This window comes from Nocardiopsis lambiniae, from assembly GCF_031845465.1.
Classification (GTDB): domain Bacteria; phylum Actinomycetota; class Actinomycetes; order Streptosporangiales; family Streptosporangiaceae; genus Nocardiopsis; species Nocardiopsis lambiniae.
The window spans coordinates 68,643-84,666 of sequence record NZ_JAVREP010000004.1; the positions used below are offsets into that span (position 1 = coordinate 68,643).

The 16,024-nt window shown below is 72.7% G+C and carries 13 protein-coding genes; 10 read left to right on the forward strand and 3 right to left on the reverse strand.

Going from position 1 to position 16,024, the window contains the following annotated elements; genetic code table 11:
• The first annotated feature begins 184 nt into the window (after window positions 1-184).
• A complete protein-coding gene (locus RM479_RS07990) occupies window positions 185-1,426 on the forward strand; it encodes an MFS transporter (protein WP_311511082.1) in 1,242 nt (413 codons plus the stop codon).
• Between the two features lie 5 nt (window positions 1,427-1,431).
• On the opposite strand, the gene RM479_RS07995 is transcribed toward RM479_RS07990, so the two are convergent.
• Entirely contained in the window at window positions 1,432-2,766 is a 1,335-nt protein-coding gene (locus RM479_RS07995; protein WP_311511083.1) for an MATE family efflux transporter, read from the reverse strand.
• A 177-nt stretch (window positions 2,767-2,943) separates the two neighbouring features.
• On the opposite strand from RM479_RS07995, the gene RM479_RS08000 reads away from it, so the two are divergent.
• From RM479_RS08000 to RM479_RS08030, 7 genes are all read left to right on the forward strand, one after another.
• On the forward strand, window positions 2,944-4,035 hold the full coding sequence (locus tag RM479_RS08000; protein ID WP_311511084.1) for a CobW family GTP-binding protein: 1,092 nt from the start codon (window positions 2,944-2,946) through the stop codon (window positions 4,033-4,035).
• Window positions 4,036-4,406: 371 nt separating this feature from the next.
• Window positions 4,407-5,561, forward strand: coding sequence for a FecCD family ABC transporter permease (locus tag RM479_RS08005; protein ID WP_397221621.1), 1,155 nt, complete (start codon window positions 4,407-4,409; stop codon window positions 5,559-5,561).
• Entirely contained in the window at window positions 5,561-6,343 is a 783-nt protein-coding gene (locus RM479_RS08010; protein ID WP_311511085.1) for an ABC transporter ATP-binding protein, read from the forward strand. Before RM479_RS08005 ends, RM479_RS08010 begins: the two co-directional genes overlap by 1 nt.
• The gene (locus tag RM479_RS08015; protein ID WP_311511086.1) at window positions 6,340-7,335 is read left to right on the forward strand and encodes an ABC transporter substrate-binding protein; all 996 of its coding nucleotides are present in this window, start codon (window positions 6,340-6,342) and stop codon (window positions 7,333-7,335) included. The genes RM479_RS08010 and RM479_RS08015 overlap by 4 nt, the downstream gene beginning before the upstream one ends.
• 64 nt (window positions 7,336-7,399) lie before the next feature.
• Window positions 7,400-8,278 (forward strand): LysR family transcriptional regulator, encoded by an 879-nt coding sequence (locus RM479_RS08020; RefSeq protein WP_311511087.1) that lies wholly within the window; start codon window positions 7,400-7,402, stop codon window positions 8,276-8,278.
• Window positions 8,279-8,359: 81 nt separating this feature from the next.
• The gene (locus RM479_RS08025) at window positions 8,360-9,544 is read left to right on the forward strand and encodes an alcohol dehydrogenase catalytic domain-containing protein (protein WP_311511088.1); all 1,185 of its coding nucleotides are present in this window, start codon (window positions 8,360-8,362) and stop codon (window positions 9,542-9,544) included.
• A gap of 55 nt (window positions 9,545-9,599) precedes the next feature.
• Window positions 9,600-10,010 carry a ChaB family protein gene (locus RM479_RS08030; RefSeq protein WP_311511089.1) on the forward strand — a complete coding sequence of 137 codons (411 nt, stop codon included), beginning with the start codon at window positions 9,600-9,602 and terminating at the stop codon, window positions 10,008-10,010.
• Window positions 10,011-10,187: 177 nt separating this feature from the next.
• Here the strand turns inward: RM479_RS08030 and RM479_RS08035 are convergent, their stop codons facing one another.
• Window positions 10,188-11,042 carry an SDR family oxidoreductase gene (locus tag RM479_RS08035; protein ID WP_311511090.1) on the reverse strand — a complete coding sequence of 285 codons (855 nt, stop codon included), beginning with the start codon at window positions 11,040-11,042 and terminating at the stop codon, window positions 10,188-10,190.
• 140 nt (window positions 11,043-11,182) lie between these two features.
• On the opposite strand from RM479_RS08035, the gene RM479_RS08040 reads away from it, so the two are divergent.
• Entirely contained in the window at window positions 11,183-13,273 is a 2,091-nt protein-coding gene (locus RM479_RS08040) for a catalase (protein WP_311511091.1), read from the forward strand.
• A 241-nt stretch (window positions 13,274-13,514) separates the two neighbouring features.
• Here RM479_RS08040 and RM479_RS08045 read toward each other — a convergent pair whose 3' ends face one another.
• Window positions 13,515-15,164 (reverse strand): carbamoyltransferase family protein, encoded by a 1,650-nt coding sequence (locus RM479_RS08045; RefSeq protein ID WP_311511092.1) that lies wholly within the window; start codon window positions 15,162-15,164, stop codon window positions 13,515-13,517.
• 201 nt (window positions 15,165-15,365) lie between these two features.
• Here RM479_RS08045 and RM479_RS08050 point away from each other — a divergent pair, with 201 nt between their 5' ends.
• Complete coding sequence (locus RM479_RS08050) at window positions 15,366-15,788, forward strand: CBS domain-containing protein (protein ID WP_311511093.1); 423 nt, start codon at window positions 15,366-15,368, stop codon at window positions 15,786-15,788.
• The last annotated feature ends 236 nt before the right edge of the window (window positions 15,789-16,024 follow it).

A 16,024-nucleotide genomic window follows, 5' to 3' on the forward strand; every position in this document is an offset into this window, starting at 1 on the left:
GGGACACGGCGGATCGCGCCCCCGGACGGACATTCCCACTTCCACCCACGCGAATGCGGGCCCGCCATCACCATCGTCCCCGTCGAGGGGGGCCGGGGTCCGTGGAAAAGTTCGCCACTGATAATCGTTTTCACTACAGTGGACGGGCAGCCATCACCACCTTCCGGAGAGTGAGAACCACCGCGTGTCCTCGACAACGGCGCCGAACACCGAACCCACCGCCCGCCGGGGCGGCCTGCTGCGCGATCCCGACTTCCTGCGGTTGTGGAGCGCCACCACCGCATCGGGCCTGGCCACCTGGGCTCTACCCTTCATCCTGGGGCTGGCCGTCCTGGACGGCACCCTCACCGCCATCGACCTCGGTCTGGTCCTGGCCCTGCGCACCGCCGGCTTCCTCGTCGCCGTCCCCGCCGGCGGCCTGCTCGCCGATCGCCACTCACGCCGGGCGGTCGTGCTGTGGTCGGGCCTGGCCGCCGCCCTGGCCACCCCGCTCCTCGTCGTCGGCCTGGGAGGCTCCACCGCGCTGATGGCCGTGGCCGCGACGGTCGTCGGCGCGGGCCAGGGCGCCTGCCGGCCCGCCTTCCAGGCGCTGACCGCCGAGGTCGTCGCCGAGCCGGACCGGCAGAGGGCGAACGCCGCCCTGACCTTCTCCACCCGCGTCAGCACCCTGCTCGCCCCCGGCCTGACCGCGCTGCTGGCCCTGGTCACCGGCACCTGGGTGCTGATCCTGGGCACCGCCGCCCTGTGGCTGATCGCCGCCCTGGCCCCCGCCCCCGGTTCGGCCGCCGTGGCGCCGCGCAGCCGCGCGCCCTTCCACACCGAGTTCCTCGACGGTCTGGCCGAGGCGCGCCGCCACCCGTGGTTCCTGGCCGGCCTGGGCGCCCTCACCGTCGTCATCGCCACCGGCTACTCCGCCACCGGCGTACTGCTGCCGCTGGCGAGCCGCGACCACTACGGCACCGAGGCGGTCCTGGCCGGGGCGCTGACCGCCTACACCGCGGGCGCCCTGCTCGGCGCGGTCATCGTGTCCCGGTGGCGACCGCGCGCCCAGGGGTGGGCGGCCCTGGCCGGGCTGGGACTGTACGCGCTGGCCCCGCTGAGCCTGATCGCCCCGGTGGGCCCGATCGTGGTGCTGGTCGCCTACGCGCTGGTGGGGGTGGGCATCGAACTGTTCAACGTGCCCTGGTTCACCTCCGTGCAGCGCGAGGTCGCCCCCGACAAGCTGGCCCGGGTGTCCTCCCTCGATTTCCTGCTGTCCTACGGCCTGGCGCCGGTGGGGCTGGCGCTCATCGCCCCGGCCGCCGCCGCGTGGGGCACCGGACCGGTGCTCGTCGGCTGCGCCCTGGCCTGTGTCATCGCCCCGGCCCTGGCCGCCCTGGCCCCGGGCGGACGCACCTTCACCGGCGCCCGCGCCACCGTCGGGTGAAACCGTCAGCCCGTCGACGCCCACTGTCGGTCCAGTGCCCGCCCCAGGCACAGGGCCGACAGGGCGTACCCGACGGCGCGGCCCGCGATCGCCCCGAACGCCGACCCCCACACGAACACCGCGCACCACGCCAGGGGCACCGTCACCGCGTAGGTGAGCAGCGAGGTCGCCACCAGCACGCCGCCACGACGGTGCACGCTCAGGAACCGGGCCCGGAGCTGGTCGAAGAAGTACGCGGGCAGGCCCGCCATGTAGGCGAGGAACAGCCAACGGGCCGGCTCCGGGTCCACACCCCCGCCGGAGAACGCCGCCACGAGCCAGGGCGCCGCCGCCACGGCCGCCACACCGCTCACCGCGGTGACCGCGCCCGCGTACCGGGTGAGGGTCCGCACGGTCCACCGGGCGTCCGGGCCGCCCCGGGCGTAGCCGTAGAACACGAACGCCGCCTCGAAGCACGACTGCGGCAGACGGCAGTACAGGGTGTAGACGCGGGTGGCCACGGCGGTGGCGGCCACCGCCTCCGCGCCCAGGGTGCCGATGAACAGCACCGGCAGCACGGCGCCCATGTAGTCGTTGACGTGGCGTCCGCCGATGCCGCACGCGGTGGGGACCAGGGTGCGCAGTTCCCGCCCCACCTCGCGCGCACACGGCCGCACGGGGCGCTCCCCGCGTCGGACCAGGAGCCGGTACAGCGCGAGCGCGCCCACGGGGAGCATCACCGCCTGCGCGCCGACGGTCGCCCAGGCCACCGCGGCCTCGGGCGATGAGAACCACACCGCCAGGCCGGTGTACAGGAAAGCGTGGTCGAGAGCGAGGTTGGCGACGAAGCCGACCGCGAGCACCGCCGTGGCCGTGCCCTTGGCACCGCACACCCGCAACGCCACACCCGTCACGGAGGCGGTCAGCGCGAGGGCGAGTCCGCCCAGCCGCACGCCCAGGTGGTCGGCCACGGCGGGCACGAGGAGCGGGTCCTGGCCCGCGGCGGTGAGCGCCGGCGCCACGAGCGGGGCCGCGATCAGGCCCACGACCTGGAACACGGCCAGCAGCGCCGCCCCGGCCACGGCCAGGACCGGCAGGCGGCGGACCGTCTCACCGGCGCCCTCGGCGACGGCCAACCGACCGGACAGGGCGTGCACCAGGCCGGCGAAGAACGAGAACAGGGCCACGGCGAGGAGATCGCCCAGGCCCAGCGCGGCGACGTGGACCATCCCCAGGGGGGCGATCATCAGCAGGTCCACCGCGCCCATGCCGACGACCATGAACTCGACCAGGAGCATCGTGGCGGCGAATCCGGCGAAGGAGCGCCCGGTGAGACGCGTGTGGTCGGTGACCGGAGGCACGTGGCGGACCTCTTCCGACGAGGGCGGGGGCCTTCGTTCTCTCATGGGGCTCAGCGGCCCCGCCACCGGTTTTCCGGGGCGACCGAGACGTGGTCCACACCCCCCGGGGACCATCCCGGGACCGACCTCGTGTATCTTTTGAGAACGGTTTTCATTTTCACAAGAGAGGAGGCGACCATGCGCGTGGCCGTGATCACCGGCCTGCACCGCGACGCACGCGAGCGCACCGTCCGGGCCGCCCTCACCGTTCCCCGCACCCTCGTCGTCCACCACGACCTGTCCGAGATCGACCGGGGCACCGTGTACCGGGTCGTCCGGGACCCCGGGGGCACCGTCGACCGCGCACGCGTCGACCTCGTCCACGCCTGCGCCTCGTGCACCCTGCGCGAGGACCTCGTCCCCTTCCTGCTCGACCTCGCCGCGGGCGGCGACCACGGCCTGTGCGTCGTCGACGCCTGGGACGGCGTCGAGCCCCGTTCGGTGGCCGAGGCGATCGCCGCCCGCGACGAACTCGTCCTCACCGCCGTCGTCACGGCCGTGGACGCCGACCGCCTCCTGCCCGACCTGGCCGGCCACGACGAACTCGCCGACCGGGGCCTGGACATCGCCCGGGACGACGACCGCGCCGTCTCCGAGGTGCTCAGCCGCCAGATCGAGTACCCGACCGCGATCGCCCTGCACGGCCGGCGCCACCTCGCCGAGGCCCGCGCCCTCGTCGAACACCTCAACCCGGCCGCCGCCGTCATGGACCCCACCGACACCTCGGCGCTCACCGCGGGCCGGTTCGACACCGCCGCCGCGCACAACCGCACCGACCCGCTCTCCGCCCACCACGGCGAGCACTCCCACGGCCGGGTGCGCACCGTGGTGTGGTCGCGCCGCCGCCCCGTGCACCCCACCCGGCTGCACGACGCCATGGACGGGCTCGTGTCGATGAGCCTGCGCGGCCGGGGACGGCTGTGGCTGGGCAGCCGCCCGGACACCGTCCTGGTGTGGGACTCCCACCGCGACATGGCCACCGTGGCCGCCGCGGGCCCCTGGCTCGCGGCACTGCCCGAGGCCGCGCTGGACCTGGTGCCCGAGGCCCGCCGCACCGCCGCGCTCCTGGACTGGGACCCGGCCGTGGGCGACCGGGGGCAGCACCTGGCGTTCACCGGCGTGGACCTGGACACGGACCGGCTCATCGCGCTGCTCGACTCCTGCCTGCTCACCGACGACGAGACGACCTCGACCTTCGCCGACGACCCCTTCGCGGCCGTCGAGGGCTGAGCGGACCGCCGCGCCCGGACCCGGCCGGGTCCGGTGCCGCCGCGCACGAGGCCCACACCGGATCCCGGAGGATCCCGCCGCGTCCCGTAGCGCCGTGCCACCGGGGGAAGCGGCCTCCGACGAACCGACGCCCCGCCCCGGTGGCGCACCCGTCGCCGCTCCGGGACCCCGGGGCGACTCGCGCGAGACGCCGGACGTCTCCGCTCGGTGCGACCGGGTGTCCGACGTCCCCCCGACCGGGCGTCCCCGCCGTTCCCTCCCTTCCTCCTCCGGCGGGGGCGCCCCCTCCACACCTCGACGCCCCGGATCCGGTGTTCCGCCCCCACGGGGACCGAATCACCCCTAACATGACAACCGTTGTCATTTCCACGATGAGGGTCGACCCCGCCCTCACACTCGGACAAGGAGCACGAGTGCCCCCGACCTCCGCACCGTCGGTGACGGCGCCACCGCCCACACCCCCGCGCACGCCCCACCCCAGGTGGCTCACCACCCCCACAGGCACCGCCGTCGCCGCCCTCGTCCTGGCCCTGCTCCTGGCCGCCTCCACCCTGCCCGCCATCGGCCTGGGCACCGCCCTCATCCCGCCCGCCGAGACCGCCCGCTACCTCTGGGCCGCCCTCACCGGCGGCGCCATCGCCCCCGACGAGGTCACCCGCTACCAGATCATCTGGAACATCCGCACCCCCCGCGTCGTCCTGGCCGCCCTCGTCGGCGCCGGTCTGGGCGCGGTCGGCGTCGCCGTCCAGGCCCTGGTCCGCAACCCCCTCGCCGACCCCTACATCCTCGGCGTCTCCTCCGGGGCCTCCGTCGGCGCCGTCACGGTCGGCGTCCTGGGCGCGCTGGCCGCCCTGGGCCCGTACGCCGTCTCGGCCGGGGCCTTCCTCGGCGCGCTGACCGCGACCCTGCTCGTCCACCTCATCGCCCGTTCACCGGCCGGCATCACCCCGCTGAGGCTGGTCCTCACCGGTGTCGCCCTCTCCTTCGGGTTCCAGGCGATCATGAGCGTCATCATCTACCTGGCCCCCGGCAACGAGGCCACCGCCACCGTCCTGTTCTGGACCATGGGCGGCTTCGGCGCCGCCACCTGGGGATCCCTGCCCGTCGTCGCCGTCATCGTGCTGGCCGGTCTGGCCGCGCTGCACACCATGTCCCGCCGCCTGGACGCCACCGCCCTGGGCGACGAGACCGCCACCAGCCTGGGCGTCGACGTCGACCGGACGCGCCGCGTCCTGTTCCTCATCACGGCGCTGATGACCGGCGCCATGGTCGCCGTCAGCGGCGCCATCGGGTTCGTGGGCCTGGTCGTCCCGCACGTCGTGCGCATCCTCGTCGGCGCCGCCCACCGTCGGGTCCTGACCATCGCGCCCCTGGCCGGGGCGGTCCTGATGATCTGGGTCGACCTGGTCTCGCGCACCATCGCCGCGCCCCGCGAACTCCCCCTGGGCGTGCTCACCGCCCTCATCGGCGTCCCGGTGTTCCTCACCCTCATGCGCCGTCGCGGCTACCTGTTCGGAGGACGCTGATGCGCCTGAGCCTGGACGGCCTCACCGTCGCCCTCGACGGCACCACCCTCGTGCACTCCCTGGACCTGGACGTCGCGGACGGTTCCGTGGTCGGTCTCATCGGTCCCAACGGTTCGGGCAAGTCCACCGCGCTGCGCTGTGTCTACCGGGCCCTGCGCCCCAGCGGCGGCACCGTCCGCGTCGGGGGCGACGACCTCGCCGACCTGCGGCCCCGCGAGGGGGCCCGCCGCGTCGCCGCCCTGACCCAGGAGAACGGCAGCGACCTCGACTTCACCGTCGCCGAGATCGTCGCCCTGGGCCGGGTCCCCCACCAGCGCGGCAACGGACCCCTCACCGCCCGCGAACGGGAACTGTGCGAGCACGCCATGGACTCCATGGACGTCGCCCACCTCGCCCATCGCGGCGTGCTGACCCTGTCCGGCGGCGAACGCCAACGCGTCCTCATGGCCCGCGCCCTGGTCCAGGAACCCCGCGTGCTGGTCCTGGACGAGCCCACCAACCACCTCGACGTCCGGCACCAGATCCACCTGCTGTCGCTGCTGCGCGGGCTCGGCGTCACCACCCTGGTCGTCCTGCACGACCTCAACCTCGCCGCCGCCGCGTGCGACCGCATCGGCGTCCTGGAGGAGGGCCGCCTCGTCGCCACCGGACCGCCGGCCGAGGTCCTCACCCCCGAGCTGATCCGCGACGTCTTCGGCGTCGAGGCCACCGTCGTCGCCCACCCCCTCACGGGCGACCCCCAGCTGCTCTACCGACTCACCCACGAGAAAGGCACTCCGTGAACCACCGTCCCCTCACCGCCGCCGCACTGGCCCTGACCGCCCTGGCCGCCACCGGCTGCGGCGCCCGGGTCGAAGAGGAACCGAACCGGGCGGGCGCCCCGGCCACCGTCACCGTCCCCCGCTGCGGCGAGGAGATCGAGTACACCACCCCCGAGCGCGCGGTCGTCTACGAGGGCGGCAGCGCCGACAAGATGTTCTCCCTGGGCCTGACCGACCACGTCCACGGCTACGTCATGCCACCGGCCAACCCGCCCGTCACCGAGTCCCCGTGGGCCGACGAGTACGCCCGGGTGGAGTTCCTCAGCGACGACCTCCTCAACCGCGAACTGGTCGTCGACGCCGAGGCCGACTTCGTCGTCGCGGGCTGGAACTCGGGCTTCAGCGACCAGCGCGGCATCACCCCGGAGATCCTCGACGGGCTCGGCATCCAGAGCTTCATGCACACCGAGTCGTGCTTCAACTACCCGGGGCACCCCGAGGAGGTGACCCCGTTCGAGGGGCTGTTCACCGACCTGGAGCGGCTGGGCGCCATCTTCGGGGTGGAGGACCGCGCCACCGAGCTCGTCGCCGACTACCGCGCCCGCGTCGAAACGGTCGAGGAGCAGGTACCGGAGGGCGAGCCCGTCCCCGTGTTCCTCTACGACTCGGGCACCGACCAGCCCTTCACCGCCGGCTCCCAGGTACCGCCCAACGACATCATCCGGTTCGCCGGTGGCCGCAACATCTTCGCCGACCTCGACGAACGCTGGACCCAGGTCGGCTGGGAGGCCGTCGTGGAGGCCGAGCCCGAGGTCATCATCATCCTCGACTACGGCGACCAGCCCGCCGAGGACAAGATCGGGTTCCTCACCGACCTGCCCGCCCTGGCCGACGTCCCGGCCGTCGCCGAGGAGAACTTCTTCATCCTCGACTACAACGAGGGCATCTCCGGTCCCCGCAACATCGACGGCTTGGAGAAGTTCGCCGAGTACCTGGGCGAACACACCTCCTGACCCCCTCCGGCGCCCTCCCCGCACCCCCGCCGGGGAGGGCGCCGGCCCGGCGATAATGAACGACGTGGAACTACGCCAGGTCGAATACTTCGTCGCCGTCGCCGAGGAGCGCAGCTTCACCCGTGCGGCCGAACGCACCCATGTCTCCCAGTCGGGGCTGTCCGCGGCGATCCGCACCCTGGAGCGCGAACTCGGCTCCCCCCTGTTCCACCGCACCACCCGCAGCGTCGAACTCTCCCCCGCCGGGTTCGCGCTGCTGCCCAAGGCCCGCGGCATGCTCGACCTGGCCGCGGCGGGGCGCGACGCGGTCGCCGCGACCACCGCCCACCTCCAGGGGTCCCTGCGGCTGGGCAGCGAACAGTGTCTGGGCGTCATCGACATCACCGAGCTGCTCGCCCGTTTCCACCGCCGCCACCCGCACGTCGACATCGTGTTCGACCAGGCGGGCAGCACGACCCTCCTGGAGCGCATGCGCCAGGGCACCCTGGACGTCGCCTTCGTCGCCACCGGTGGCAACGGACGGCCCACCGACGGGCTGCGGTGGCTCCCCCTGGCCGCCGAACCCCTCGTCCTGCTCTGCGCCCCCGATCACCCCCTCGCCGACCGGGACACCGCGCACTGGTCCGACCTGGAGGGCCGGGGGTTCGTGGACCTGAAGCACAGCTGGGCGGCCCGTGAGATCAACGAGGCCGCCTTCGCCGCCCGGGGCGTCCACCGCCGCGTCCACTACACGGTCAACGACATCCACACCCTCCTCGACCTGGTCCGGCGCGACCTGGGCATCGCCCTGGTCCCGGCCCCCGTGGTCCGCAAGACCCACGCCCGGGGACTGCCCGTGCTGGCCCTCGCCGACACCGCAGACCGGCCCTGGCGGGTCTCGGCCGTGGCGGGCGGCATCGACCCGGTCACCTCCGCCTTCCTCCAGGACCTGCCCGCCGGTTGACGCCGGTGTTTCCCCTGGGAGCGCACGGGTAGTGGCCCGCCCACGACGGACCGAGGACGCTTTCCGACACCGGGAGGGAACATGAGGGCGGTCGTGTGGAACGGCACGCGCGACGTGCGCACCGAGGAGGTCCCCGATCCCCGCGTCGAGGATCCCGGGGACGTGATCCTCAAGGTCGAGAGTTCGGGCCTGTGCGGATCGGACCTGCACCTGTACGAGGTCCTGGGCCCCTTCATGCGCCAGGGCGACATCCTGGGGCACGAGCCCCTGGGCGTCATCGAGGAGGTCGGCCCCGACGTGACCTCCCTGGTCCCCGGCCAACGCGTCGTGGTCCCCTTCCAGATCTCCTGCGGCCACTGCGTCACGTGTCGGAGCGGACTCCAGACCCAGTGCGAGAACACCCGCGACGACGAGCAGGGCACCGGCGCGCCCATCTACGGATACAGCTCCCTGTACGGTTCCGTGCCCGGGGCCCAGGCGGAGTACCTGCGCGTGCCCCGTGCCGAGGCCAACGTCATCCCGGTCCCGTCCCACGGCCCCGCCGACCGGTACGTGTTCCTGTCCGACGTACTGCCCACGGCCTGGCAGGCCGTCCGCTACGCCGACGTGCCCGAGGGCGGCTCGGTCGCCGTCCTGGGTCTGGGGCCCATCGGTGACATGTGCTGCCGGGTGGCCCACCACCTGGGCGCGGGGCGGGTCTTCGGGGTGGACCCCGTGCCGGAGCGCCGGCTCCGGGCCTCCGCCCGGGGCGTGGAGGTGTTCGATTCCTCCGACGGCATCGACGACCTCATCGAGCGGATCCGCGAACGGACCCGAGGCCAGGGGCCCGACGCCGTCATCGACGCGGTCGGGCTGGAGGCCGACGGCCACGGGCCGGCCCGGTTCGCCCAGCGGCTCACCTCGTTCCTGCCCAAGGGCGCGGCGGCCACGCTCATGGAGAACGTCGGCGTGGACCGGCTCTCGGCACTGCGGACCGCCATCGAACTGGTCCGCCGGGGCGGCACCATCTCGATCATCGGCGTCTACGGCGGCACCGCCGACCCGCTGCCCATGCTCACCCTGTTCGACAAGCAGATCCAGCTCCGGATGGGCCAGGCCAACGTGCGCCGCTGGACGCCCGACATCCTGCCGCTGCTCGACGACACCGACGTGCTGGGGGTGGACGACTTCGCCACCCACCACATGTCCCTGGACGAGGCGTCCGACGCCTACGCCATGTTCCAGAAGAAGCGGAACGGCGCCGTCAAGGTGCTCTTCCGTCCGTGAACCGGCCCGAGCCGGATCCGACACCCGACATCCCACACCGAAGGAGGTGGGTCCCGTGCCCGGGACTCGGGAACTGCCCGACACACTGCGCAGGTCGTCGAAGAAGGCACAGCGCACGTGGATCAAGGCCCACGACTCGGCCGTCGAACGGTACGGCGAGGGCGAGCGCGCCCACCGGGTCGCCATGGCCGCCGTCAAGCACGCCTTCGAGAAGGTCGGCGATCACTGGGAGCCCAAGAAGGACAAAGGTCCCTCGGACGCCCGGGCCGCCGACCCGAACGCGAGGAAGCGCGGGCGGGGGGACTCCGACACCGCCGGGGGCGTGAACGCCAACGCCACCAAGGAGCACCTCTACGAGCAGGCCCGCCGCCTCGGCGTGGAGGGTCGCTCGAAGATGACCAAGTCCCAGCTCGTGGACGCCCTGCGCAAGGAGAGCGACGACCGCACCTCGCGGGCCCGGAGCTGACACCCGGGGAACACCCACGTCCGTCGGGGATGTGCGGCCGCGCGGCCCCGACGAGGGGGAGATGACGCGGAGTGTCACCGCCCCCGGTCACGCGGATCGTCGCGGGTGTAGGACGCCGGTCGAGGCGGGGACGCACGGGGGCGGGGCGGACCGTGTCCGCCCCGCCCCCGCCCGCCGTCAGCCGGCCTGGATCTCGCCCCCGGTCGGCGCCAGGGTCTCCCCCGAGTAGTACGACGACAGCCGTCCACTGGCGAAGAACACGTACGAGGGCGCGATCTCGTCGGGATGGGCCGCCCTCTCCATGGGCGCCTGCTCCCCGAAACCCTCGGCCCCCTTCTCTCCGAGGGTGGCGGGGATGAGCGGCGTCCACACCGGTCCGGGCGCCACACAGTTCACCCGGATGCCACGGTCCATGAGCGACTGGGACAACGACAGCGACAGGTTCATGACGGCGGACTTGCTCGCCGCGTAGTCGATCAGCGTGTCGTTGCCGCGCAGACCGTTGATCGACCCGGTGATGATGATCGAACCGCCGTCGGGGATGTGCGGCACCGCTTCGCGCACGGTCCAGAACACCCCCATGACGTTGACGTCGAAGGTGCGGCGCAACTGTTCGGTGGTCAGCTCGGTGATGTCCTCCACCGGGGCCTGGGTGGCGGCGTGCTCGACCAGGACGTCGATCCCACCGAGTTCGTCCACCGCCCTGCGCACCAGGTGCGCGCAGTGGGACTCGTCGGCGAGGTCGCCGCGCACCGCCACCGCCCGTCGCCCCTGTTCCTGGACGAGTCCGACGGTGTGCCGCGCCTCGGCGTCCTCGCTCAGGTAGCCGAACACCACGTCGGCGCCCTCCTTGGCGAAGGCCACCGCCGTGGCCCGGCCGATCCCCGAGTCGCCTCCGGTGATCAGCGCGCGTTTGCCCTCCAGCAGGCCGCTGCCCCGATAGTCGCGCATCTCGTCGCGCGGGCGGGGCTCCATGGGCTCGGTCAGTCCCGGATGGGGCTGGCTCTGCGCCGGTGGTCGTCGTTCGGTCATCACCGATCCCCTCTCTTCTCTCTTCCGCGTGCCACTGCCCCGCCGACCCGGATCCACACCTGTGTGTTTCACTGCTCGCCGACCGGTCAGTGGCACCTCTGGACAGGGAGCATCGAGGAACCGCCCGGGGGAGTGACCCGATGAACGACGAGACCCGTGACGCCAAGGACCGTCGGCTCGACGCCGACCGGACCGACTCCGAAGGCCCGTTGACCACCGATACCGGGGTGCGGGTGGAGGACACCGACAACTCGCTCACCGCCGGTGCGCGGGGCCCCACGCTGTTGGAGGACTTCCACGCCCGTGAGAAGATCACCCACTTCGACCACGAGCGCATCCCGGAACGCGTCGTGCACGCCCGGGGCGCCGGAGCCTACGGGCGCTTCCGCCCCTACGAGGACCTGTCGGACCTGACCGCCGCCCACTTCCTGAGCGGTCCGGACGTGGTCACCCCGGTGTTCGTGCGGTTCTCCACCGTGGCGGGCTCGCGAGGGTCGGCCGACACGGTGCGCGACGTGCGCGGGTTCGCGGTGAAGTTCTACACCGAACAGGGCAACTACGACCTGGTCGGCAACAACATGCCGGTGTTCTTCATCCAGGACGGCATCAAGTTCCCGGACTTCGTGCACGCGGTCAAGCCCGAACCGCACAACGAGATCCCGCAGGCGCAGTCGGCGCACGACACCCTGTGGGACTTCGTGGGACTGCAACCCGAGACCACGCACATGATGATGTGGCTGATGTCGGACCGGGCCATCCCGCGCAGCTACCGGACCATGCAGGGGTTCGGGGTGCACACCTTCCGGTTCGTCAACGCCCGGGGTGAGGGCGTGTTCGTCAAGTTCCACTGGAAGCCGATGCTGGGCACCCACTCCCTGGTGTGGGACGAGGCCCAGCGCATCCAGGGCAAGGACCCCGACTTCAACCGGCGCGACCTGTGGGAGTCCATCGAACGCGGGCAGTACCCCGAGTGGGAACTGGGCGTGCAGCTGGTCCCGGAGGAGGACGAGCACGCCTTCGACTTCGACCTGCTGGACGCCACCAAGATCATCCCCGAGGAAGAGGTCCCGGTCCGGCCGATCGGCAGGCTCACCCTGGACCGCAACCCCGACAACTTCTTCGCCGAGACCGAACAGGTCGCCTTCCACACCGCCAACGTGGTGCCCGGGATCGACTTCACCAACGACCCGCTGCTCCAGGCCCGCAACTTCTCCTACCTGGACACCCAGCTGCTGCGGCTGGGCGGCTCCAACTTCCAGCAGATCCCGGTCAACCGACCCGTCGCACCCGTCGACAACAACCAGCGGGACGGATTCGCCCAGCACCGGGTGCACCGGGGCGGGACCTCCTACTTCCCCAACTCCCTGGGCGGGGGCTGCCCGGCGATGGCCGACGAGGGGGTCCACCGCCACTACACGGAGAAGGTGGAGGGCCGAAAGATCCGCGAGCGGGCGGAGAGCTTCAAGGACCACTACTCCCAGGCCACCCTGTTCTACAACAGCCTGGCCTCCTGGGAGCGCGAGCACCTCGTCGCCGCGTTCCGCTTCGAGCTGGGCAAGTGCGAGGAGCTCGCGGTGCGCCAACGGGTGGTGACCAACCTCGACAACGTCGATCACGGGCTGGCCTCGGCCGTGGCCGAAGGGGTCGGGGTGGAGGCGCCCGAGGAGGAGACGACGCCCAACCACGGCCGCTCCTCCCCCGCGCTCAGCCAGGCCGAGACGACCTTCGGTTCCGTGGTCGGCCGTCAGGTCGCCATCCTGGTCGCCGACGGCGTGGACGCGGCGAGCGTGGAGGGGTTGCGCGAACCGCTGATCGCGGAGGGCGCGATCGTGGAACTGCTCGCCGCCACCGACGGTGCCGTGCGCACCACCGACGGCGGCGCCCTGACCGTGGACCGGGCCCTGCCCACGATGTCCTCGGTGCTCTACGACGCGGTGGCCGTTCCCGACGGCGCCGACGCCGTCGCGGTCCTGTCCGACGACGGCCTGGCCCGCCACTTCGTGTTGGAGGCCTACAAGCACCATAAGCCGCTGGTGCTGGTGGGGGCCGGCGCGGGGCTGGCGATCGCGCCGCCGCTGCCCGAGCGCGTCGTCACCCCGGCGCGGCGGACCAGGGAGGAGCTGGGTGTGATCGTCGCGCCGGAGTCCGACGACATCTGCGTCGCCGAGTTCACCCGCCTCATCGGCCTGCACCGGAACTGGGACCGCCCCACCGGCGCGATCCCGGCCTGACGCCGCCCGCACGTGATGGTGCCGTGCCGCCGGTCGGCGGCACGGCACCATCACGTGCGGACCACTCCCGGTCGTACGCGAGACCGGGGGCGCGGGAGGTGCCGGGGCGCGGGAGGTGCCGGGGCGGGGCCGACCGCCGTCTCGCGCGGAGCCCCTCTCCTCGGGTGCCTCCAGGCGCGGCGTCCCGCCGGGCTCTCCCCGCCCGCCGCGGGCACCGGCGGCGGGTATCCGCCGTCGGCCGTCACGACGTCCCTCCGCGACGGCGAACGAGGAACGGGCCGATGGCCAGCACGTCCACGGGGGCGGAGCCGAGGTACTCCAGCGCGTCCCGGGGGGAGTCCACCATCGGGCGGCCGTCCGTGTTGAGGCCGGTGTTGACCAGGACCGGTAGGCCCGTGAGGTGTTCGAACTCGGACAACAGGCGAGAGGTGAGCGGGTCGTCCGCCGGTGAGACCGTCTGCACGCGGGCCGTGCCGTCCACGTGGACGACGGCGGGAATGCGCTCACGCCACTCCCGCGCCACCTCGTGCGAGAAGAGCATGTACGGGCTGGGCAGCGGGCCGCCGAAGAAGATCTCCGAGGCCCGTTCCTCCACCACCATCGGGGCCACCGGGCGGAAACGCTCCCTGCCCTTGACCCGGTTGAGGCGTTCGAGGTTGGCCGGGTCGGCCGGGTTGGCCAGCAGGGAGCGGTGCCCCAGCGCGCGGGGCCCGTACTCCGAGCGGCCCTGGAACCACGCCACCAGGGCGTTGTCGGACAGCGCCGAGGCGACCGCGGCGGGCAGGTCGGCGGGGCGTTCGACGGAGACCTCGGCGTCGCGCAGCAGGTCCGCCAGTTCGTCCTCGTCCCAGGATCGCCCCAGATCGGCGCCGGGCATCGGCCACGGCTCGTCCCCGCTGTGCGCCGCCACGTACAGGGCGCCGCCCAGCGCGGTCCCGGAGTCCCCGGACGCGGGCTGCACCCACACGTCCTCGAAGGGGCCCTCCCGGAAGACGCGGCTGTTGGCCCTGTGGTTGAGCGCCATCCCGCCCGCCATCGTCACCCGCCGCAGACCGGTGTTCTCGTACGTCCACCCCAGCACCCCCAGGAGCGCCTCCTCCGTCGCCTCCTGGACGCTGGCGGCCAGGTCGGCGTGCTCCCGTTCCGGGTCGGCGCCGGGCGGAAGCCGCCCCACCAGGGATTCCCACGGCATGTCACGGGCATGGACCCGCCCTTCGGACTCGTAGCGCAGGTGCTCGCGCACCCGGTCGAGCATCGTGGGCTCCCCGTAGGAGGCCAGGGCCATCACCTTGTACTCGTCGCCGAAGCGACGGAACCCCAGATGTTCGGTCAGCTGCTGGTAGATCAGCCCCAGCGAGTCGGGCAGCGGTTGCCGGGTCAGTACCTCGAATTCTCCGCCGATGTAGGTGCCGACCAGGTGCGACGTGGCCTCACCCCGTGCGTCCGCGACGAACACCGCGGAGTCGCGGCTCCCCTGGAACGGGGGCGCGGCGAACACCGCGGAGGCGGCGTGGGCCACGTGGTGGGCCACGTAGACGACCCGGGACGGATCCAGTCCCGGCAGCGTGGTGGCCAAGAAGTGGGGTACCCGTTCGACGTAGAACAGGCGCAACTGCTCCCAGTCGGTGTCCTGGCCCGGCCCCTCGGGGTCGGCCAGAGCGGGGTGGTAGGAGTAGCTGACGGCGTCCAGGTCCCGCGGTGCGAGTCCGCCCTTCTCCAGGCACCAGCGCATCGCCTCCACCGGCAACTCCCAGGTGGAGAAGGGGAGCGGATCCTTTCCGTGCTTGCGGCGGGAGAACCGTTCCTCCTCGGCCGCCGCCACCGTGTGGCCGTCGACGACCAGCGCCGCGGCCGGATCGTGGAAGACCGCGTTGACACCGAGGACACGCATGTGTTCAGCCTTCTTCCTGGGAGCGGGTGGAGCCGCCGAATGCCCGGCGCAACCATTCGACTACCTGCAGAAAGGCCAGGTAAACATGGCGGTCCCGCGCGACCGGGTCCACCGGGGCCGGTGTTTACGCCCCGCCCTACGGGCTAGTGGCCGAAGACGGGCTCCGAGAGTTCCGAACCGACGAGAGGAAAGGTGCCGAAGATGGCGACGAACAGCATCTCCGACGTGATGACCGCACCGGTGCGCACCGTCGCGCCCGCCACGTCCCTGCGGGAGGTCGCCGAGATCATGCGCGACTCCGACCTGGGCGACGTCCTCGTCGCCGAGGAGGACCGGCTGGTGGGCATCGTCACCGACCGGGACGTGATCGTGCGGTGCGTGGCCCAGGGGGGCGACCCCGCGGACCACACCGCCGGTGAGATCTGTAGCTCCGAGATGGTCACCGTGACCCCGCGGAGCGACATCCGCGAGGCCGTGAACACGATGCGCCAGGGCGCCGTACGCCGCCTGCCCGTCGTGGACGGCGGCCGACTCGTGGGCGTCGTGACCATGGGGGACCTCGCGAGGGTCGTCGACGGGGGCTCCGCGCTGGCCGACGTGAGTTCCGCGAGCCCCAACCGATGAGGAGGCGAGCCTCCACGGGGCCCTTCCGTCCGGTCACGGGGGATCGGACGAAAGGACCCCGAGCGGTACGCGCCCCCTGAGTCGGCACCCGGATCCGGGGGCCTCATCGCGTGGCGCGGACCGCGGAGCGTCGTCTTCCCTCCCGGTACCGTCGACCTCCGGGCGGGGCATCGCCGCGCCGGTGCCCGTGGACCTGTGCGCCCCTCGGCCCCCGAGCGGCCGGGGCCGCCATCGCC